This is a genomic window from Bradyrhizobium sp. Gha, from assembly GCF_900113735.1.
Taxonomy (GTDB): domain Bacteria; phylum Pseudomonadota; class Alphaproteobacteria; order Rhizobiales; family Xanthobacteraceae; genus Bradyrhizobium.
In genome coordinates this window covers 206,014-226,433 of the sequence record NZ_FOQM01000004.1, presented here as the reverse complement: position 1 = coordinate 226,433, position 20,420 = coordinate 206,014, and the positions used below count along the sequence as shown (strand labels likewise).

Sequence of the window (20,420 nt, the reverse complement as noted above, 5' to 3'; positions counted from 1 at the left end):
AGCCCGCAATTCGTTTGATCTGCTGATCCTATTTCTTATCGTCGGAAGAATGAGGGCGGCCGCAATGCACGACGGCGCCGGCATTGGGAGGAATTCATGTCTGCGCACCAGACCGCAACAACAACCGTAAACAATCGACGTCCCGACGCTCACTCGGTCGGAGCCGATAAGAGTGGAGTCCTTGCGGACCTCAAACCCGAAGTCTTCTTTCGCTACTTCGAAGAGATCAGCCGCATTCCCCGCGGGTCCTATAACGAGAAGCAGGTGAGCGACTACATCGCAAAGTTCGCGCGGGACCGCGGGCTCGAGTGCTACCAGGACGACATCCACAATATCCTCGTCAAGAAGCCGGGAACGAGCGGATACGAGAACGCATCGCCGCTCATCTTCCACGGTCATACCGACATCGTGTGCGAGAGCGATGAAGGTGTGGAGCACGATTTCGAGAAGCAGGGCATCAAGCTGCGGATCGACGGCGACTTCATCCATGGTACCGGTACGACGCTCGGCGCCGATAACACGGTGGGTGTGGCGTTGGCGCTATCCGTGCTCGACGCCAAGGACATTCCCCATCCGCCACTCGAGGTCGTACTGACAGTCCAGGAAGAGGTCGGAAAGGGAGGCGCTCAACACTTCGATGCGTCCCGTCTGACGGGCCGGCGGTTGATCGATTTCAATTGGCACGATCCCAAGAGTCTCTTCGCCGGCTGCGCGGGCGATATCTCGGCGCGCTTCCGGATCCCGACCGAATGGCAGAAGGCGCCGGCTGGTTTGACGGCGGTGCGATTGTTCGTGAAGGGACTGAGCAGCGGCCACTCGGAGTTCGACATTCATCTGGAGCGTGCAAACGCGATCGTCCTTCTGGCTCGGGTCGTCGGTGCGCTTCTTGACGACCTGCCGGTCCGCCTCGCATCGGTCAAGGGAGGCGTCAACCGGTACGTCATTCCGGGAGACGCTGAAGCAGTCATGTTGCTTCATCAAGCGGACATGAAACGTGCAAGCGAGATCGTTCGGAATGTCGCCGCAGATATCAAGAAGGAGTTCTCAGTCAGCGACCCGAAGCTGGAGGTCGGTTTGGAGCCGTGCGCCGGCCATGTCGATCGTGTACTTTCGGACGTAACCACCAATTCGGTCGTCCAGGCGGTCACGCTCACGCCGAACGGGGTCCAGAGCATGAGCCTCACCATCGCCAATCTGGTCGAAAGCTCGAACACCATTGCGTTGTTGTCGACAAGCGACGAGGAAATCGAGATTCTCTCGACTATTCCGAGCGCGATCAGCTCGCGGCGCTACGCCATCCTCAAACGAATCGAGCGGCTGGCCCAGCTAATGGGGCGCGGTACAAAGGTTACCACTTTTGCCGATTGCCCAGAGTGGCCCTACAACAAGGACTCGAAGCTTTTGGCGGTCGCCACCCGCGCGTTCGAAGATACGTTCAAGGCCAAACCTCACGTTGAAGTATCTCACTCGAGCCTCGAGTTGGGTCTTTTCAACAAGAAGATCCCGGGAATCGACATGATCTCGATCGGACCGGAAGCGTTCGATGTGCACACGACCCGAGAACGTCTCAATCATACCACCGTCGAGCCTATCTGGCGGCTTCTCAAGGAAATTCTCCGCAATCTCAGAGATTAGCGCGACGTCGCGCGTCTCAGCGGACTGATCGTTGGCAGAGCTCCATAATGACTGGAGCCCTGGACGAGGTTGCTCGCGCACGCGGGCAGCAGATGTTGCACCAAAAACAAGCATTGGAGGGGAAACATGAAGCGTTCTTTCTGTAATTCATTGGCGGCGGGGTTGATCGTGGCCGTCGTCGTGCCCGGTGTGGCCTTCGCCGCCGACTACGGGGCGGTTTTTCCAGGATTCCTCATGGACAAGGTGATTCCGCCGACCGGCAAAGAGGCGAAACCCCAGGTGAAGACCAACCGTCCCTTGAAGGTCGGTTTCCTGCCGACGGCAATGGATACGTACTATCAGCGTGTGCTGGCTGGAGTTAAGGAGGAGATCGATAGAGCCGGCGGACCTTCCACGATCCAACTGCTCGTGCAAGCGCCGAAGAGCCAATCCGCGACGGACGATCAGGTCCGCACGATGGAGGCCTGGATTAACGAACGCGTCGATGCGATAGCGGTCGCGCTCTACAACGAGGGCGCTTTGGAGCCGTTGATCCGCCGCGCGACGGAAGCGGGAATCCCGGTGTTCCTGTTCAACTCACCCGTCGCCGACGACCCTTATTACGTCAGCGATATCGGATACGACCAGAGCGACGGTGGTCGCGCTCAGGCGCAGTGGATTGTCGATAACTACAAGGACAAGGGGGAGGTCAAGATTGCTGTCCTGGAGGGCTTGCCCGGTCCGCACACTGCGCAGCGCATGAAGGGCTTCAATGAAGTCCTCTCAAAGTACCAGAACCTGAAGATTGTGGCCAAGCAGCCGGCGGGTTGGGTGCGCGCGCAAGGTCTGACCGTGACCGAGAACATGCTCACCGCGCATCCCGATGTGGATATTCTCGTTGCGCTCTACGATGAAATGGCGCTGGGAGGCCTGCAGGCCTTGAAGGCGAGGAAGCTGAACGGAAAGATTGCGATCGTAGGCTACGAGAACATGAAGGAAGCCAACGACGCGATCAAGGTCGGCGATTTTGCGGCGACCGTGGATACCGGGGCCAAGGAGGAAGGCCGCAACATCATCCGCGCGGTCGAGCAATTCGTCATGAAGGGCGAAAGCGTTCCGAAGAAGATCTTCGTCGCCCCGAAGACCTACGACGCCAAGAACATCGGCACGTTCGATCCGGCTGACTACATTTACGTCGCAAAGAACACGAAGTAGATGATCGCGAGGGGGCCACGCCGTTGTGGTGTGGCTCCCTCCGTTTGAACGTGGGGGCGGCATCATGAGCCAATCGGAACACGCACTCAAGATCATGGGCGTCGGCAAGAGGTTCGGAGTGACCAACGCGCTGTCGGGCATTTCGATGAATCTGGCCAGGGGTGAGGTGCTGGGACTGGTCGGTGAAAATGGGGCCGGAAAATCGACCCTGATGAAGATCCTGTCCGGAGCCCATGCGCGTGACGAAGGCGATATCGAGATCGATGGAGTTCGCGTGGACATCCGCCAGCCCGCGGACGCGCAGCGGGCGGGTATAGGCATTATCTATCAGGAACTCAGTCTGTTTCCTGACCTGGACGCGGTTGAAAACATTTTCATTGGCCAGGAGATGTCGGTCGGAAAATATCCAAACATGACGGTGCCGCTTCGAAAGAAGGCCATGCGGGATTGCGCCGCTCGAATCCTGAACGATGTGCTTGGCGTCGAGATCGATCTGGATTGTCCGGTTGGTTCACTTGCCCTTGCTCAACGGCAAATCATCGAAATCGCCAGGGCGTTGAACTCGAATGCAAATATCCTGATCATGGACGAGCCGACCGAGGCTCTCGAAAAAGCCGAGCGAGAACAGCTCGTCAGAATCATCAACGATCTCAAGCAAGCGGGAAAGTCCGTCATATATGTGTCCCACAAGCTTGATGAGGTTCTGAAGATCTGCGACCGCGTGGTCGTATTGCGGGATGGGGCATGCGTCGCGGACTTGCCGGCGTCATCGCTCGACGTGAACAAGGTGATCAGCTTGATGATCGGCGGCTCGCTGGCGAAGCAGTTTCCGACCAAGTCAAGCCCAGGCGCTGATCCCGTCCTCAAGGTAGAAGGGATATCCCGACGCGGAGCGTTCGAAAACGTCAGTTTCGAACTGCACGAAGGGGAGATTCTGGGTGTTGCGGGACTCGAAGGATCGGGAAAGAGCCGCCTTCTGAGGGCGCTGTTCGGCGATGGTGCGTCGGAGTCCGGTAGAATCCTGCTGAAGGGTCGTTCGACTTCGATCAGTTCGATATCGGACGGGATGAATAACCGGATTGCGTTTCTTCCCGCCGAGCGCAAGACGGAAGGCATCTTCGCTGAACATAGCGTCGGCTGGAATTTGACCGCCTCTAGCCTGTCCAAGTTTGGCGGCGTTCGCCTGGATCGGCGAGCGGAACGAATTCAATGCACGAACTATATCCGGAAGATGGGAATCAAGTCGGAAGGACCTCAGCAGTCGATCGGACGGCTGAGCGGCGGCAACCAGCAGAAAGTGCTGTTAGCGAGATGGCTGCTGACCGAGCCGGACGTATTGCTTCTCGAAGAGCCGACGCGCGGGATCGATATCAGGGCGAAGGCCGATGTCTACCAACTGATCGCCAGCAGCGCGCAAGCGGGCAAAGGGATCATCGTCGTCTCATCGGACTGCACCGAGCTGTTGGGGTTGTGCCATCGGATATTGGTCATGTTTGAAGGCGAGGTGGTCGGAATATTGGACGCGGCTTCCGCGAGCGAAGAAGCCATCGCCTCGCTTTCGATTCAGCGGACCTGAGAAAAAAATAATGGAGAATGGAATGTCGACTCAGGCCTTGGATACAAAGACCCCGGTATCGAAGTTCAAGCTGTCGGGAGGCGCGAGCGGAATCGTGATCGCGTTGATCGTGATCATTGTGGCACTTGGAGTCGCATCGCCGCGCTTTCTGAGCGTCGGAAACCTCACAGACATCACGCGCCAGGCTGTCTTCGTCGCCATTATCGCATTCGGAGCCACCCTCGTTATTGCCATGCGAGGCATTGATCTCTCGGTTGGGTCCACGCTTGCATTCACCGGCCTGATTGCGGCGGACCTGATGAACCGCGGGTTCAATCCATACCTCAGCGTCGGGGCGAGTCTGGCCGTCGGAACTCTGATCGGGATTGTGAACGGCGTACTGGTTGCAAAGGTCAAGATTGCTGACTTCATCGTCACGATGGCGATGATGGTCATCACGCGTGGCTTGATCATGGTCTACACGGAGGGCATTCCGCTCACTGGCTTGTCGAATCCTTCCTTTCAGGTCTTCGGTCAGGGATTTGTTGGGTTTGTGCCGATGCCGGTGTTGGTGACCATACTGACGTTTGCTGCGGTCTACTTCCTGCTTTATCAAACGCGCCTTGGCCGTTACACGCTGTCAATCGGGAGCAATCCGGAAGCGGCGCGGTTGGTCGGAATAAGGATCGACCACATTAAGATTGCGGTGTACGCGCTGACTGGATTTCTGGCTGCGTTGTCCGGCGTTCTCCTAACTTCTCGCCTCGAAGCAGCTATGCCGGAGGCCGGCGAGGGATATGAACTGGATGTCATCGCGGCGGTAGTCATGGGCGGGACAAGTCTCGCCGGAGGTAGGGCGTCATTGTTGGGAACTGCTGCCGGCGCGGTCCTCATGGCCGTTGTACGCAACGGCCTCAATATTCTCAACGTCAATACGTTTTGGCATCAAGTCGTGATCGGCGCGATCATTCTGTTGGCCGTGTGCGCCGACAAGTTTGGTGGCCGCTCGCGGGATACCTGAGTGCGGGAGGCAGCTGTGGGTCTTGGCCTTGGTCCAATCGAGAACAGCTTGCGATACCCCGTCGTGGGCGTCGAACCGCTCGATCGTCGGTTCACGTATAAGATCGGAAACGCACCTATCGAGCGTCTTGCGACGGGCTTTGGATGGGTCGAGGGGCCCGTCTACTTCGGGGATAACGGCAGTCTTCTTTTCAGCGATATTCCGAACAATCGGATTTATCGCTGGCTTGAGGCGGATGGACATCTTGGAATGTTCCGATGTCCCTCGAACTATGCCAATGGCCATACCCGTGACCAAAGCGGACGCCTTGTCAGCTGCGAGCACCTTCGACGCGTGACCCGCACTGAGCTGGACGGTCGTATCACCGTGCTGGCGGATCGCTATGAAGGCAAACGTCTTAGTTCGCCCAACGACGTGATTGTGGCCTCCGACGGTGCCGTGTGGTTTACCGACCCCGGCTACGGCATCGACAGCGACTATGAGGGTATCAAGCAGGAAGCTGAGCTTCCTCGGGCAGTCTACCGGCTGGATCCCACCGGATCCCTCCAGGTGGTTGCGGATGATTTCGTGCGGCCTAACGGCCTCGCCCTATCTCCGGACGAATCGCGTCTCTATGTCGTCGATAGCGGAATAACGGATGGCGGCCCGTCCCATATTCGTGTCTTCGACGTGGTTGATGGGCGTCTGCGGAACGGCGCTCTGTTTGCCGATGATTTCGCTCCGGGGTTTACGGACGGTTTGCGTATCGACGTTCATGGAAATGTCTGGTGCAGCATGGGGTGGGCGGACCCCGCTGAAGATGGCGTGCGGTGCTACTCCGCGGAGGGCGCCTTGACCGGAAAGATTCATCTCCCAGAGACCTGTGCGAACGTTTGTTTTGGCGGGCGTCGCAAGAACCGGCTGTTCATGGCGGCGAGCACCTCGATTTACGCCGTGTGTCTCAACACGACAGGGATTTGACGAGCGCCGGAAGCGCGACTGGATGAGACGAGGAGAGTTAAAGTGCTTGCTGGAAAGATTGCTATCGTCACAGGGGCCGGCAAAGGAATGGGCGAGATCCATGCCCGCGAGTTTGCGGCGCAACATGCGGCAGTGGTCCTCACCGATGTCGACGCAGTGAATGGTCGTCGTGTTGCCGATGAAATATCGGCGTCCGGCGGTAAGGCAATATTCGTCGATCACGACGTCGTCGAGGAGGGGTCGTGGAGCAACGTTGTTGTTGAGGCGGAGCGCGCCTTCGGGTGTGTCAACGTACTGGTCAATAATGCGGGAATATTCATCCGCGACACGATCGAGAACCTCTCCGTCGTGGACTTTCGAAGGCTGTATGAGGTCAACGTCACTGGTACGTTCCTCGGATGCAAGTTGGTCGCTTCCAGCATGAAGCGGGCCGGCGGAGGCTCGATCGTTAACGTGTCATCAGTGTCTGGAATCGTCGCGAACATGCCGGGCATGACCGGCTACTCTGCGACAAAAGGGGCCATCCGCATGCTCACCAAGGCTGCCGCCGTCGACCTGTGGCAGCATGGGATCAGAGTGAATTCGATACACCCCGGCACGATCAGGACGCCCCTCAATGAGGATTACTTCTCAGACCCGGAGAAGACGCGGCTCATCCTGGGAAGTACGCTTATGGCAAGACCTGGAGAGTGCTCGGAAGTGTCGGCGGCGCTCATATTCTTGGCGTCCGACGGATCGAGCTACATGACGGGCTCCGAATTGGTGGTTGATGGCGGTATGACTGCGGTCTGACTCAGCGTTGAAGGCCTACCGGACCATCAACCGCAGCCAGAACGCAGGCAAACTCGAGAGAGAAGTAGGTTAAAGCTCAAAATGCCTTTCAATCGCAGGTTCACCAGCCCTGATCGACAGGAGTGACAATGACCTCGTTGATTGCGACGCTTGGCGGCTGGTTCAGCGCGAAAACCACTGCTTCGGCCACAGCCTCCGGCTTGATTGCCTGCCTGGAGAGATCGATGGCGACGTCCTTCGCCCTGCCATCGCGTAGCTTGTAGGGCCAGCCCGTATCGATCACGCCGGGGCTTACCATTCCAACCTGGATGCCGTGAGAGGCACCGACCTCTTTGCGCAGGCTCTCTGTCATTCCTTGGATGAAGAACTTGGTCGCGGCATAGACTCCGCCTGCTTCACCGGCACGGTGGCCTGCAACGGAATCGATGTTGAGGATGCGACCCGCCTTGCGTTCGAGCATGGAAGGAAGGACGGCGGCGATGCCGTGCAGATACCCGCGCAGGTTGACATCGATCATCTTGTCCCAGTCCGCGATCGCACGCTCCTCCCAGTACGAGAAAAGCATCAGGCCGGCGTTGTTCACCAGAATGTCCACGGGGCCGTAGGTGCTCTCCGCCAGCGCGACGAGCGATTCGAAATCCTCTACATGGGTAACATCAGTCACCTTGTAGACGGCCTTGCCGCCCGCGGAGTCGATATCGGCCACCAACTTCTTGAGGCCGCCCTCGTCGATGTCACCGAGCACCATGCGCGCGCCCGCTCCGGCCAGACGCCGGCTGGACGCGGCACCGATTCCGGACGCGGCGCCTGATATGACGGTAACGGCATTCTCCAGATACTTCATGGTCATGTCTCCGTTGTTGACAGCTTGCCTGGGCCGCGCCTCAGAGCGGCTCGCGATCAATTCCATTCGGGGCCGAGGTCGGGCGGCGAGATCAGCCGTCCATCTGCGATTGCATGGTCGTCAATGGTGTTCATGGCTTTGGTCCTGGTGATGAGATCCGGACGACTGCGCTCAGGCGCGCAGCGTGCTCGTCTCGATGACACAGCGGTAGCGAACGTGCTTGCTGACAACGCGCTTGCCGTCGTCACTGCGAGCACTAGCGAGCCGACCACCAAATCCAATCCATAGGCACTGATGAGATGACCGAATTCCGGGAAGCTGACGTCGACCGAGCGCGCGAAGTCCCGCAGGAGCCCCGTCGCGGCGAACTCACCGGTGCGGATAAACAACCCGCCCAGGTGCAGAATGAATTGCGCCCCTGCCATACCCTGCGGTGATGGGCCGGGGCGACCCCGCTCGGGGCGCCGCAATGGATGCTGTGTTTACCAGCATCACCGTGCTCAGTCCTTTAGGCCCGAGCCGGGCTCGGCGCCGCCTGCATGCGCCGCGGCCTTGAACGTGTCGGGGAGGATGTTGTTGACGACGTGACCGATGAACTTGCTGCCGGGCTTGCCCGAGACGATGCGGTCTTTGCCCGCTTTCATCGCTTCATAGCCTTCATGCGCGACCTTGGTCGGCGCGGCCTTCACACCGAGGCCTAGCTCGGTCGTGTCCATGCCGGCGCGATGCCAGAAGGGGGTATCGACCTCACCCGGCAGAAGCAGGGTGAAAGTGACGCCGCTGTCCTTGTTCTCCTCCTTCACGGACTCTACGAAGGAGATCAGGAACGCCTTGGTGCCGCCATATACTGCCTCATAAGGCGTCGGCATCGTGCCCGAGATCGAGGCGGTATAGAGCAGCTTGCCCTCTCCGCGCTTCACCATGTCGGGCAGCAGGCGCTTGGTGAGGTGAACTTGCGAAGTCACGTTGAGCTGGATCATCTTGATCTCGGCCGCGAGATCAGTCTGGCCGACGAAATAGCCGCCGACATCGACGCCGGCATTGAGCGCCGCGGCGGCCAAGGGGCGACCGGTCTGCTTGACCGCATCGGCGAGCTTCTCGACTCCAGCGTAGTCGGTGAGGTCGGCTTCGACGATGATTGCCTCAACACCGGTCGCGCGGACAGCATCCGCGGTACGGTTCAGGTCACCGTTGGTGCCGGTCGCAGTGATGATGACGTCGTGGCCGTCGGCTGCGAACAGGCGCGCCAGCTCATAGCCGATGCCGCTGGATGCGCCGGTGACGAGCGCAAGCGGACGAATGTCGGGGTTCGTCATGCGATTTCTCCTTTAAGGTTCAGTTGCAGCCGAGCGCGTCGGCCGCCTCGGTCAGGCTTTCGGCAATCACGTCCCAACTTTCCTTGGCAGCGAGATCGGTGGTCTGGTTGGGGCCGTGCTCGTGAGGACGGCGCACGAAGACGGTGCGGAGCCCCGCAGCGCGAGCAGCCTTCAAATCATCATTGTGCGCGGCGACCATTCCGACCTGGTCTGGACGCAGACCAACCGCGTCCGCCGAGCGCAGGTAGGTCTGCGGCATCGGCTTGTAGCTCTTCGTGACCTCGGCCCCGGTGATGACGTCCCATGGGAGGCCACCGAACCGTGCCAGGTTGAGCATTCCCGCGATATGGCCGTTCGACAACGGGCCGAGCGCGAAGTGGCGCTTGAGGCGGGTCAGCCCCTCCAACGAGTCCGGCCAGGGATCCAGCCGCTCCCATGCCTTGTTGAGGTCAACGAGCTCCGCATCGGAAATCGGGCCGAAATCCGCGTCGTGCCGGCTCAGCACCGTTTCGAGGTTCTCGCGATTGAGAACCTCAAGCTTGACCCAGGGGCGTTCGCCGGCCCGCACCTTCTGCATGGAGGGCTGGTAGAGGGCCCGCCATTCATCAGCGAAGACGAGTGGGTCCACCTCGATGCCGTGCCTGGCAAGGAACGGCGCGGCCGCACGTGCAATGCCCGTACGCCAGTCGACGACGGTGCCGAAGACGTCGAACCCGAGAAAGCCGACCGTGGAGAAGTCTATGGGCATCACTGGCTCCTCAGCCGCGGTCGGCACTGCGGCTGGCCGCCTCTCGGGCCGCCACATCCTTGCGGACCATGTCGAACTTCTCGAGCATGCCGTCGTAGCCGAAATTGCCGAGCGGCAGGCGCAGTGGTGGATGATCATCGTGCGCGACATCGACGATGACGCGCGCGGCTTTGGCGGGGTCGCCGGGCTCCTGGCCTACGTTCTCGCGGAAGCTTCGGCGCTGCTTGCCGGCGGTTTGATCATAGTCGGCGATTGCGTGAGGGCCCGACACCTCGGCCGCCGAATTGCCCGCCCAGTCGGTCGCGAATGGACCGGGCTCGACGATCACAACCTTGATGCCGAGCGGTTCAATCTCCTGCGCCAGCGCTTCGGAAAGGCCTTCTACCGCGAATTTCGAGGCGTTGTACCAGCCGACGGCGGGAAAGGACCGGATGCCACCGATCGAGGAGGTGTTGAGGATCAGGCCGGACCGCTGTTCGCGCAGGTGCGGCAGCCACGCCTTTGTCACCGCCGCGAGGCCGAAGACGTTGACCTCCATGAGGCGACGGACGTTTGCGTCGTCACTCTCCTCTACCGCGGCGAAATAGCCGATGCCGGCATTGTTGAAGAGAATGTCGATGTTACCGAAGCGCTCGCGCGCGATCTTGATGCTACGCGAGATCTCATCCCGCTTGGTGACGTCGAGCTGGGCGACCGCGACGCGTTCGGGATCGATCGCGACCACATCGTCGAGCGCGTCGAGGGAACGAGCGGTTGCCACGATGCGGTCGCCGCGGCGAAGCGCCTCTAAGGCCACTTCGTGACCAAAGCCGCGCGAAGCGCCGGTGATGAACCATGTCTTCATGAGATGCTCCTCAAAACGCTGTGGGGAAGCCGTCTCAGACGTAGGAGACGGAGTAGCGGAGGTGGACGATGCCATTGCGCCGCATTTCGTTCGCGCTGATCGAGAGGCGAACATGGTCGGCAAGCCCATCGGGACCGGCCTCGAACAAGGTCCGACCGCCACTGCGCCCGCCGATCGCAGGGAAGAGAAGCAGGCTGATCTCGTCGACGAGCCCGGCCTTGAAAAACGTCCCGTTGGTGTGGCTGCCGCCTTCCAGGAGCAAGCGCCTGATCCCGAAGCGATCGGCGAGGATCTCGAGGACCGCGGCAAGGTCGATCGTGTCGTCTTCGGCGACGATGTAGGAGATGCCGTCGGCGGCGAGCTCCGCCAGATGCGCGTCCGGTACATCGCGGCCGAGAACCATGATGATCGGCGCGCCGTAGGTCTCAGGGCCCGTCCAGTGGAGCTTGCCATCCTGATCGATCAGGATGGCGTAATCATCGGCACCGGCACGGCTGATGTGGACCGGCCTTCCGACCTCGCCATGATCGCTCGGTTGATGGGGCTCGCCATCCGCGAACTCTTCACCGACCGCGCGCCCGGCGATCCAGGCGTCACATTCGAGCTCGTCGTGCACCCGGTCATATTCGGCAACCAGATCGTCCGACGAGCGGCCCGTCGACGGGCTCCACTGATCGACGACGAGCTGACCGTCGAGCGGGCTCATCATGTGGCAGATGACGTGAGGCTTCATGTTTCGTCTCCTGAAAAGGGGCAGCAACGCGCATCAGCAGCACCGAGATTGTCATGATCCCCAACCCGCCCGCCAGCGCGGCACCGACGAGGCCGGTCGACGCCCAGCCATAGCCGGCTGCGATCGCGAGCCCGCCCATCCAAGAGCCGATCGCGTTGGACAGGTTGAAACCCGAATGGTTCATCGCGGCGGCCAAGGACTGCGCGTGGCGTGCACGTCCATAAGCCGCGCCTGAAGCGCAGGCACGGCCGCGGAGCCGACGCCGATCATGAAGAGCGACCCACCGGCGAGGATCGGGTTGTGTGCGGCGAGAAAGAACAGCGCGAGGAACACGATGTTCCAGACGATGATGCCGAAAATCGACGGGATCAGCGCCCGGTCCGCGAGCCACCCGCCGGTGATGTTGCCGACGATCATTGGCAAGGACCGGCGCGCCGATAACGACGCCGAGCGCATAGGCGCTGATGAAATTGCCTGCCTGTGGGATGGAGGCTCCGGCCGACTGCGCCATGCCGGGCAGAAGTCCCATGGCGGCGAACTCGCCGGTTCCGATAAAGAGGCCACCCAGATCGAGCGCGATCTGCGCGAGCGCCACGCCCTGCGGGGCGGCGACAACCTTGTCTTGTATCATGATCCTTGTCTTTCTCGTGCTGCCCGGATCACAGATCAAGCATGTCCCGGGTTTGCGCCACTGAAGCCACCTCGCGTCCCATGGCGCGTGATAGGTTGGCGATGAACTGGATAACGGCGCCGGTCTCCGGGCAGCCGAGTTCCGGCCAACCATAGTCGCCGAGGCCGGCCGAGACATGGCCGTCGCGCTCGATTGCGAGCGCGGCCTGGCTGGTCACGTTGCCGATCTTGTTCGAGACGGACCATTCGAGCGGTCCGCCGGGAAGGAAGCGTAGATGTGCCTCCAGGCCGTCGATCGTGCCCGGGTGGCCGCCCAAAATACCGCCACCCGTCAACTCGAAGACGAACCAGGCAGGGGCGTCGACGAGGCCGGTCTCACGAAGTGCCTCGAACATACGCGTAAAGGGGACAGCCCAACTGACGAACTGCGGTTTGACGCCAAGCGTGCGCAGCCGTTCGGCGAAGAAGCGCAGCGTCCCGGTGCGGTTCACATAGGTCCGCTCGCCAGAGCGAAACCCGCCGTCCTTGAAGCGGTCGATGTTGGTGCTGCCGGTATCGATCGGCGCGATATCGGGACGTGTGGCGGGATCGCCCGCCAGCGCCTCGATATGCCTGATCCGATCCTCATCCTCCCCGCCCGCAGTAACCTGACCGAGCGTTGGATAGACCAGGACATCGCACCGCTCGCGGATGGCGCGGATCGCCGCTGCATAGGTCTCGGCACGGTGGTCGGGTGAGCCATCGCCGTGACGTGCGTGGAAATGGACGATGCTGGCACCTGCCCGGCAAGCACGCGCCGCAGCTTCGCCGATCTCCAATGGCGAGAACGGGATGTGCCTGTTCTCGCTACGCGGCGTGTACTCGTTGATCCGAGCCTCGATGATGAGCGGTTTGCGCGCCATCACTCGGGGCCTACTTCTTGTCGGTCCAGCGATGCTGCGGCTGATAGCCGAGCACTCGCTTGGCCTTCTCGTTTGAGATGACCGCCTCGTTGCCGCTGAACGCCTTGCGGCGCTCGATATTCGGAAAGTGCCTGTCGAGCAGCTCGGTGGTCGAAGTCCGCATCACCGTTTCATCGTTGGCGATGAAAAACTCGTCCTTGCCGCGGACATCATGTTCGATCGCCAGCGCAACCGCCTGAGCTACGTCGCGATTGTCGATGTAGGTCCAGAAGTTCCAGAGACGCTTGGTGGAGTCGTCCTGCCACTTCTCGAACCCCTCATACTCCTCGGGGTTCATGACATTGGAGAGGCGAAGGCAAGTGATGCGCATCTCGGGATCGTTGAGACAAAACTGGCGCGCCATCTCCTCGCCGAGCACTTTAGTCAGCGAATAGACGTTGTAGCCTCGCATCGGATAGGCCTCGTCGACGGGGACATAGGGAGCGGCGGTTTTGTCGTAGGGTATGCCGGTGGCGACCTCGCTCGCGCTCCAGATGACGTTCTTGATGCCGAGACGGCGCGCAGACTCGAACACGTTATAGGTCGCCATCATGTTGATGCGCAGCTCTTCGGCATCCGGCTTCATGCGCGGGTGGGGCATGCTGGCCAGATGCACGATCGCGTCGAATGCCTTGGGCTCCGCGCGAGCATAAGTATCGGCGCCGATCGACGACAGAGCGTCGAGCGCTTGGCCGAAGTCGGTGAGGTCGGCGACAATCGCGGCTTCCTTCGGATCGGATGGCGCGATGTCGTCAATTAGGAAAACCTCATAGCCCTTGTCCCGCAGATAGGGGACGAGGACCGTGCCGATTTTGCCGAGTGCGCCGGTGACGGCGACACGCTTGCCGTTAGCCATTGTTTATCTCCGGGTATGCTCGAGGCCGGAATGTCGTTCCGGAGGCCACAACCCGTTAGAACGGCATCCGATGCGAACATTGCGCTCAACACGCTGTGCGATCTGGCTCACACACCGCATGGCCGCGTGGCGCTTTGGCAACGTGGCGGTCCATCGACCCGAGGAAGGGAATTGTAGTTTAGGGATTGTGCTTTCTTCATCATTGGACTGTTGAGCACCGCTGCACAATGGGGCCGTATCGCCAGGTTTGACCTAGATTCGCGTCGCAAATCGCGAGATTTATCCGCCGCCCTGGAAATCACGCGATGTCCAGCTCCAAGTCGACATGATGTGGCAATCGAGGCTCAGTGAAATTTGCTTCAAGCAAGCTAGTACAATGAGCCGCGAGCGATTGACGGTCTCGGGTCGCGCGCATTAATGTATGCATTAAGGGACGCAAAGATCCTGTGTCGCATTTGGGCGCAGCCCGTTCTTGGGAGGGATTACATGTCTAGCCTGATTAAAAACCTTAGCGCTGCGATAGTTGCTTCTGTCGCAATCATGGGCTTGGCCATAGGCCCGTCGATGGCGGCGGATGTTGCTGCGGCATTAAAGGATATCGAGGAGCATCCGGCATCCGGTCCGCACGGGGAAAAGCCCGTTCTCGCCAGCGACCTGGAGCTAAGCCCGGAGGAGATCGCAAAGATCAAGTCGATGAACGCGACTGCGGCTATCGTCATGCACTACACCGCCTCCGATTGGGCGAAGGCGCAGATGGCGGGCCAAAAGGCTGCTCTCGATATGCTCGGAATCAAGATCATCGCTGTCACGGACGCGGGATACAAAGCCGAGCAACAGGTCTCCGACATTGAGACGGTCATGGCCCGCAAACCGAACGTGATGATTAGCGTTCCTGCTGAGCAAAACGGCACGGCCGCCGCGTACAAGCGTGCGGCGGCTTCCGGTATAAAGATCGTGTTTCTCGATCAGACTGGCGCCGGAATGTCGCCCGGGACGGATTATGTGAGCCTCGTGTCTTCCGACAATAGAGGTATGGGCAAGGCTGCGGCGCTGCTTATGGCGCAGGCCCTGAACGGAAAAGGCAATATTGGATTGATTCCACACGCTTCCGACCTGTTTGCGACCGTCGAGCGCGTCATGGGATTCAAGGAGGCGATCAAAGCCTACCCTGACATCAAAATCGTGGCCGAACAGGGGGTCGGTGGCCCTGACTTTTCCGGTGAGTCTGAGCGTATCGCCTCTGGGATGCTGACCGCCCATCCTGAACTGAACGGGATTTGGGCTGTCTGGGATGTGCCGACCGAAGGCGTGCTCGCTGCGGCGCGCAGCAGCGGACGCGGGCCGAAGGATCTCGTGATCACGACCTGCGACCTTGGTGTAAACATCGCTATCGATATGGCGAAGAATGGTTACGTGAAGGGGACGGGATCGCAGCGGCCGTACGGCGCAGGCTATGCGGAAGGCATTTTGGCGGGCTATGCCCTGATCGGCAAAGCAGCGCCGCCCTATGTCGTGCTTCCCGCACTGGCGGTGACCAAGCAGAACCTGATTGCCGGCTGGCCAATGTCTAATGGGACGCCGCCGCCTCAAGTGGTGACGGACGCCTTGAAGTAGGACTAGTAGGCCCGGGAGTTTGTCCCCGCACGCGAGCTATGGGTCATGATCGAATCCAGCAACGCGGTCGAGATGACCGGCATCAAGAAGTCGTTCGGAGGGCTCCACGTCCTTCGCGGCGTCGACTTCGCGGTCAAGCAAGGAACGGTCCACGCGCTGATGGGCGAGAATGGCGCCGGAAAGTCGACGCTGCTCAAAATACTTCAGGGAATTCTGACGCCGACCGAAGGCTCGATAACCGTCTTCGGTCGGCAGATGATTAGCTTTAGTGCCGCTACATCCCGCGCCTCGGGTATCGGGATGATATTTCAGGAGCTCAGCCTGATCCCAAGTCTGACCGTCGCCCAGAACATCTTTCTTTCTCGAGAGCCGAGAAAATTTGGGCTTCTCGTGGACGATCGTACGGCGCGGGAGCAATCGAGAGTGATCATGTCCGAACTCGGCATGGATGTCGATCCGGCGACACCTGTTCAGAAGCTCAGCACTGGCCAGATGCAAATGGTCGAGATCGCGAAAGCGATCTCGCAAGACGCTCGCATCCTTATTTTGGATGAGCCGACATCCGCGTTGACCGGCGTTGAGGTCGAGCGTCTCTTTTCTCTCCTCAAACGCCTGTCCGCGGACGGGGCCGCGATCGTCTACGTGTCGCATCGTATGGACGAGATATTCGAGATCGCCGAGGAAGTGACCATCCTTAGGGATGGTCGGAACGTCGCGACCGCCCCAGTGCGCCAGGTCGAAATCCAGGATGTCGTCGAGCATATGATCGGCAAGCGGGTTGGAAGTTTCAGCTGGCGGCCGCGTTCGGTTGACCGCACGCGTAGCCCGGCTCTCGAGGTCCGATCGGTATCCGGGCCGAATAAGCCGATGAACGCTTCTTTCGAAGTTTATTCCGGTGAAGTGCTCGGCATTGCGGGGCTGTTGGGTTCCGGCCGCAGCGAACTGGCTCGGGTCATGTTTGGTATTGATGCAATGACCTCGGGCGAAATTCGAGTGAAAGGCCAAGCTGTCAGAATTCGCAGTCCACGTGAAGCGATGGAAGCGGGTATCGCCCTCATACCTGAAAGCAGGGCTCGCGAAGGCCTGATCGCAGCGCACACCATACGTACAAATCTCAGTCTGCCTCGACTAGGCGACCTCGCGCGAGGCCTGTTCCTTGACGGCACCAAGGAGACCGCTTCTGCGACTGGCTTGATTCAACGACTGCGTATTAAAGCAACCTCCAGCTCGGTGCCGGTGCGAACACTCTCAGGCGGCAACCAGCAGAAGGTGGTGCTCGGCAAATGGTTGGCCATGAATCCGGAGATACTCATCCTGGACGAGCCCACGGCGGGCATCGACATCGGGAGCAAAACGGAAATCGTCGATCTGATCCGCGAACTTGCGGATGAGGGACGGGCCATCATCATCATTTCTTCCGAGCTCGCCGAACTTCTGGCGGTTAGCGATCGAGTGCTCATCATGAGCGACGGACGCATTGCCCGCGAGGTGTCCAGGGACGAGATTTCCGTGGCGGCCGGCGAGCCGACCGGAAGTGCAGACGAAGGGGTGCAGATCGCCAAGGCGGAGCACAACCTTCAAGTCCTAATCCAGGAGGTGCGGCTCAATGCTCCGACGTACTGATGGAACTGGAACTGCAGCGACGACGCATCGAGGTTCGTTGGCCATGGTTAGAGGCGATTCCATTGTCTCGGACTGGCGACAATACGTCGTCTATATTGGGTTCGCGCTAATTTTCGTGATATTCGCGATCACGCTGAGTGATCGCGGCTTCCTGTCAGCCAATAATCTGCTCAACATCGCCCGACAAACCGCGATCATCGCCATCATGGCGATGGCCATGACCTTCGTGTTGTGCGCCGGTGAGATCGATTTGTCGGTTGGAGCCATTGCAGGCTTGGCTTCAGTGACCTCAGGCCTCGCTCTCAGCCGTTACGGGCTTGTACCTGCGATTGCGGCCGGACTTTGTACCGGTCTCCTTGTGGGAGCCGTGAATGGAAGCTTGACCGCCTGGATCGGCATTCCCTCCTTTCTGGTCACGTTAGGTATGATGGGCTTTGCCCGAGGTCTTGGCATGTGGATGAGCGGAACCTCTCCCGTGCCGGTGATCGATGACACCTTCATCGCCGTTTTCGGATCGGGAAATATCGGCCCGGTCCCGATCCTTGTATTGTGGGTCGTGATCCTCGGCGCGCTGGCTCATACGGCCCTGCGAAAGACCCCCTTCGGACGAAAGATCTTGGCCACCGGTGGTGGTGAGACAGCAGCGCGCTACAGCGGCATCAAGACAAGAACCGTCAAGTTTCAGGCGCTTCTAATGACCGCCACGGCGGCTTCCGTCGCAGGTATGCTTTACGCGGGACGCCTGCACTCGGGGCGCTTCCAGCTGGGAGAGGGCGATGAACTGTCGGTTATCGCCGCCGTCGTTCTTGGCGGTACCAGCCTGTTCGGCGGAGCCGGAACCGTCATCGGATCAATCGTGGGCGCGCTGCTGATCGGCGTTATCAACAATGGCCTCATTCTGCTGGGGCTCGACTTTAGTCAGCAGCTTATGGCGCGAGGCGTTCTCATAGTTCTGGCGGTGGCCTTGGGCCGCAGCCAGCGCGCCTGACCGAGCAGAACTCAAAAAAGAGGGACTATCGCATGACTTTGGTCATCGTCACTGGTGGAAGCGGCAAGCTCGGCCGAGCTTGCGTCAAGGATCTCTTGGATCACGGCTACAACGTGGTCAACGCGGATGTCACACCTCCTGCGGTGGACCTTTGTCCTTTCGTGCAGGTCAATCTCACGGATCTCGATCGCACCATAGAGCTGCTTTCCGGCATGGAATGGTATCACAAGCGAGGGGTGGACGCAGTTGTTCACCTCGCTGCCGTTCCAATGCCCGGAGTTGTGGCTATCAGCGAGGTATTCGGTATCAATACGGCCAGTACCTATAATGTCTTTGAGGCGGCGCGCCGCCTTGGCATACGCAATGTGGTCTGGGCTTCAAGCGAGACCTTGCTCGGTCTGCCATACAAGGATCCGCCGCCATATCTTCCAGTCGACGAAGATTATCCGGCAAGGCCCGAAACGGCTTATTCGCTGTCCAAAGCGGTCGGCGAAGAAATTGCGCGTCAGTATTGCCGGTGGGATCCCCTGCTGAAGATTGCGTGCCTGCGGTTTTCGAACGTGATGGATCCGGCCGAATACGGTCAATTTCCGTCCTTCGATCCGGAAGATCGAAAGTTCAATCTGTTCGGTTACATCGATGCACGTGATGGGGCTCAGGCGGTTCGGCTATCGCTGGAGACAGATATCAAGGGAGCAGAAGTCTTCGTAATTGCCAATGCCGACACGGTATCGCCGACACCCAGTGTGGAGCTTGCACAAAAATATTTTCCTGGCGTACCATTCAAGAGGAAAATCAGCGGAAATGAGACGCTGCTCTCCATAGACAAGGCTCGTCGCGTGCTCGGTTATTCGCCGAAGCATAGTTGGCGGCCGGCTCAAAAAAGTAAAAGTTAAACAAAGAAATTCTCGTTCAAAAAGTCGGGGCACCGCTTTTGGATGAAGTGGGGTCACCTATCCACCCAACCATTTCGTTTGTAGCCTTGTGCTGGCACGCCGTAGCCTTCCGGCGTCCAGCCTAAACTAACAAGCCGCGTTCTGGGAGGAGCAAATGGAGTCAAGAAAGACTCGTTCGCAAATGAGGCGCCGGGATCTCGTCAAGGGAGCTGCCTTGGTGGGCGGTGCGGCGTTGACCGAGGTGGTTGCTGCGCGCAGCGAAGCCAAGGAACCGAAGTCCGATAAGCAGGTTCCGTCGTATTGTCGGTTTGCGTTGGGGGAAGCACAGGTCACTGTCGTATCGGACGGACCGCTGCCCCTTGGAGACCCGAGCGAAAGCTTCCTGGGTGTGCCGAAGGAGGAAGTCGTGCGGATGCTCGACAAGAGCTTCCTTCCGACAAAGGAAGTCGTGCTCGAGCAGAATGCGCCGGTTGTCAACTTTGGAAACGAGCTGGTGCTGTTTGACACCGGAATGGGATCACTCAAGCAGTTCGGGCCCACCACCGGGCGCCTGAAGAGCAGCCTCGCCGCTGCCGGAATTGCTCTTGAGGACATCGACGCGGTCGTCTGTTCGCACGCGCACTGGGATCACATCGGTGGTATCTGGGGGGACGATAACAAGCCGACCTTCCCGAACGCACAGATCTACATCAGCCAGACCGACTACGACTTTTGGACTGACAAGAGCAAGCTCGGCGGTGATCTCGATGGCCTGGTCAAGGCAGCGATCCATAACCTGCCGCCGGTGCGCGATCGCATCGTTTTCTTCAAGGACGGCGAGCAGCTTCTACCGGGTGTTCATGCGATTGCATCGCCCGGTCACACACTCGGTCATCACTGCTTTATGATCGAGTCGGCGGGGAAGTCGTTTTGCTATGTCGGGGATTTGACGCACCATCCCGTGCTTCTTTTCGAAAAACCTCGAATGGAGTTTCTGTTCGACACGGATTCCAAGCTGTCCGTGAAATCACGTGTGAGAGTGCTGGATATGTTGGCCGCGAACAGGACGCCGCTGATGTCATATCACTTCCCTTGGCCCGGCCTTGGCCACGTAGGGAAGAATGGTGACGGCTTCCGCTATTATCCTGAGCCAATGCACATGTCGTTTCTTTAGCTTGCGGGGTAGTCAAGTCGGGCCCTGCCAGGCATTGACCGGACCTGTCAGCGGAGTTCAGCCGCCGGTCTAATGGC

The 20,420-nt window shown here is 59.7% G+C and carries 19 protein-coding genes and 1 pseudogene; 11 read left to right on the top strand and 9 right to left on the bottom strand.

The window, feature by feature from the left end; all coding sequences use genetic code 11:
* The first annotated feature begins 96 nt into the window (after positions 1-96).
* The 6 genes from BM222_RS09085 (at position 97) to BM222_RS09060 (ending at position 7,157) form a co-directional block, all read left to right on the top strand.
* Positions 97-1,635 (top strand): aminoacyl-histidine dipeptidase, encoded by a 1,539-nt coding sequence (locus BM222_RS09085; RefSeq protein ID WP_092227920.1) that lies wholly within the window; start codon positions 97-99, stop codon positions 1,633-1,635.
* 69 nt (positions 1,636-1,704) lie between these two features.
* Entirely contained in the window at positions 1,705-2,829 is a 1,125-nt protein-coding gene (locus BM222_RS09080) for a sugar ABC transporter substrate-binding protein (RefSeq protein WP_244547059.1), read from the top strand.
* Positions 2,830-2,893: 64 nt separating this feature from the next.
* Positions 2,894-4,405 carry a sugar ABC transporter ATP-binding protein gene (locus BM222_RS09075; RefSeq protein ID WP_092227918.1) on the top strand — a complete coding sequence of 504 codons (1,512 nt, stop codon included), beginning with the start codon at positions 2,894-2,896 and terminating at the stop codon, positions 4,403-4,405.
* A 22-nt stretch (positions 4,406-4,427) separates the two neighbouring features.
* Positions 4,428-5,405, top strand: coding sequence for an ABC transporter permease (locus tag BM222_RS09070; RefSeq protein ID WP_092227981.1), 978 nt, complete (start codon positions 4,428-4,430; stop codon positions 5,403-5,405).
* A 63-nt stretch (positions 5,406-5,468) separates the two neighbouring features.
* Positions 5,469-6,365, top strand: a complete 897-nt coding sequence (locus BM222_RS09065) for an SMP-30/gluconolactonase/LRE family protein (RefSeq protein ID WP_244547058.1) — start codon at positions 5,469-5,471, stop codon at positions 6,363-6,365.
* A gap of 42 nt (positions 6,366-6,407) precedes the next feature.
* Positions 6,408-7,157: an SDR family NAD(P)-dependent oxidoreductase gene (locus BM222_RS09060; protein WP_210188495.1), complete on the top strand. Its 750-nt coding sequence runs from the start codon at positions 6,408-6,410 to the stop codon at positions 7,155-7,157.
* 100 nt (positions 7,158-7,257) lie between these two features.
* On the opposite strand, the gene BM222_RS09055 is transcribed toward BM222_RS09060, so the two are convergent.
* From BM222_RS09055 to BM222_RS09015, 9 genes and pseudogenes are all read right to left on the bottom strand, one after another.
* The gene (locus BM222_RS09055; RefSeq protein ID WP_092227979.1) at positions 7,258-8,001 is read right to left on the bottom strand and encodes an SDR family oxidoreductase; all 744 of its coding nucleotides are present in this window, start codon (positions 7,999-8,001) and stop codon (positions 7,258-7,260) included.
* A 56-nt stretch (positions 8,002-8,057) separates the two neighbouring features.
* Positions 8,058-8,426 carry a hypothetical protein gene (locus BM222_RS09050; RefSeq protein WP_092227916.1) on the bottom strand — a complete coding sequence of 123 codons (369 nt, stop codon included), beginning with the start codon at positions 8,424-8,426 and terminating at the stop codon, positions 8,058-8,060.
* A 75-nt stretch (positions 8,427-8,501) separates the two neighbouring features.
* Positions 8,502-9,317: an SDR family NAD(P)-dependent oxidoreductase gene (locus tag BM222_RS09045; RefSeq protein WP_092227915.1), complete on the bottom strand. Its 816-nt coding sequence runs from the start codon at positions 9,315-9,317 to the stop codon at positions 8,502-8,504.
* 19 nt (positions 9,318-9,336) lie between these two features.
* Positions 9,337-10,092, bottom strand: a complete 756-nt coding sequence (locus tag BM222_RS09040; protein WP_244547057.1) for a haloacid dehalogenase type II — start codon at positions 10,090-10,092, stop codon at positions 9,337-9,339.
* A complete protein-coding gene (locus BM222_RS09035) occupies positions 10,076-10,909 on the bottom strand; it encodes an oxidoreductase (RefSeq protein WP_092227914.1) in 834 nt (277 codons plus the stop codon). The genes BM222_RS09040 and BM222_RS09035 overlap by 17 nt, the downstream gene beginning before the upstream one ends.
* Before the next feature lie 34 nt (positions 10,910-10,943).
* Positions 10,944-11,642 carry a dihydrofolate reductase family protein gene (locus BM222_RS09030; RefSeq protein WP_092227913.1) on the bottom strand — a complete coding sequence of 233 codons (699 nt, stop codon included), beginning with the start codon at positions 11,640-11,642 and terminating at the stop codon, positions 10,944-10,946.
* A 28-nt stretch (positions 11,643-11,670) separates the two neighbouring features.
* Positions 11,671-12,273: pseudogene (locus BM222_RS41975) on the bottom strand (hypothetical protein); the annotation flags it as partial.
* 28 nt (positions 12,274-12,301) lie between these two features.
* Positions 12,302-13,174 (bottom strand): beta-keto acid cleavage family enzyme, encoded by an 873-nt coding sequence (locus BM222_RS09020; RefSeq protein ID WP_244547056.1) that lies wholly within the window; start codon positions 13,172-13,174, stop codon positions 12,302-12,304.
* 10 nt (positions 13,175-13,184) lie between these two features.
* On the bottom strand, positions 13,185-14,069 hold the full coding sequence (locus BM222_RS09015; RefSeq protein WP_092227911.1) for an NAD-dependent epimerase/dehydratase family protein: 885 nt from the start codon (positions 14,067-14,069) through the stop codon (positions 13,185-13,187).
* A 486-nt stretch (positions 14,070-14,555) separates the two neighbouring features.
* Between BM222_RS09015 and BM222_RS09010 the strand changes: the two genes are divergently transcribed.
* The 5 genes from BM222_RS09010 to BM222_RS08990 all read left to right on the top strand — a co-directional run bounded on the left by BM222_RS09010 (position 14,556) and on the right by BM222_RS08990 (position 20,343).
* On the top strand, positions 14,556-15,683 hold the full coding sequence (locus BM222_RS09010) for a substrate-binding domain-containing protein (protein WP_091880892.1): 1,128 nt from the start codon (positions 14,556-14,558) through the stop codon (positions 15,681-15,683).
* 45 nt (positions 15,684-15,728) lie between these two features.
* Positions 15,729-17,306 carry a sugar ABC transporter ATP-binding protein gene (locus tag BM222_RS09005; RefSeq protein ID WP_092227910.1) on the top strand — a complete coding sequence of 526 codons (1,578 nt, stop codon included), beginning with the start codon at positions 15,729-15,731 and terminating at the stop codon, positions 17,304-17,306.
* Positions 17,307-17,349: 43 nt separating this feature from the next.
* Positions 17,350-18,294: an ABC transporter permease gene (locus BM222_RS09000; protein ID WP_092227909.1), complete on the top strand. Its 945-nt coding sequence runs from the start codon at positions 17,350-17,352 to the stop codon at positions 18,292-18,294.
* 32 nt (positions 18,295-18,326) lie between these two features.
* The gene (locus tag BM222_RS08995; protein ID WP_092227908.1) at positions 18,327-19,190 is read left to right on the top strand and encodes an NAD-dependent epimerase/dehydratase family protein; all 864 of its coding nucleotides are present in this window, start codon (positions 18,327-18,329) and stop codon (positions 19,188-19,190) included.
* A 154-nt stretch (positions 19,191-19,344) separates the two neighbouring features.
* Positions 19,345-20,343, top strand: coding sequence for an MBL fold metallo-hydrolase (locus tag BM222_RS08990; protein ID WP_092227907.1), 999 nt, complete (start codon positions 19,345-19,347; stop codon positions 20,341-20,343).
* The last annotated feature ends 77 nt before the right edge of the window (positions 20,344-20,420 follow it).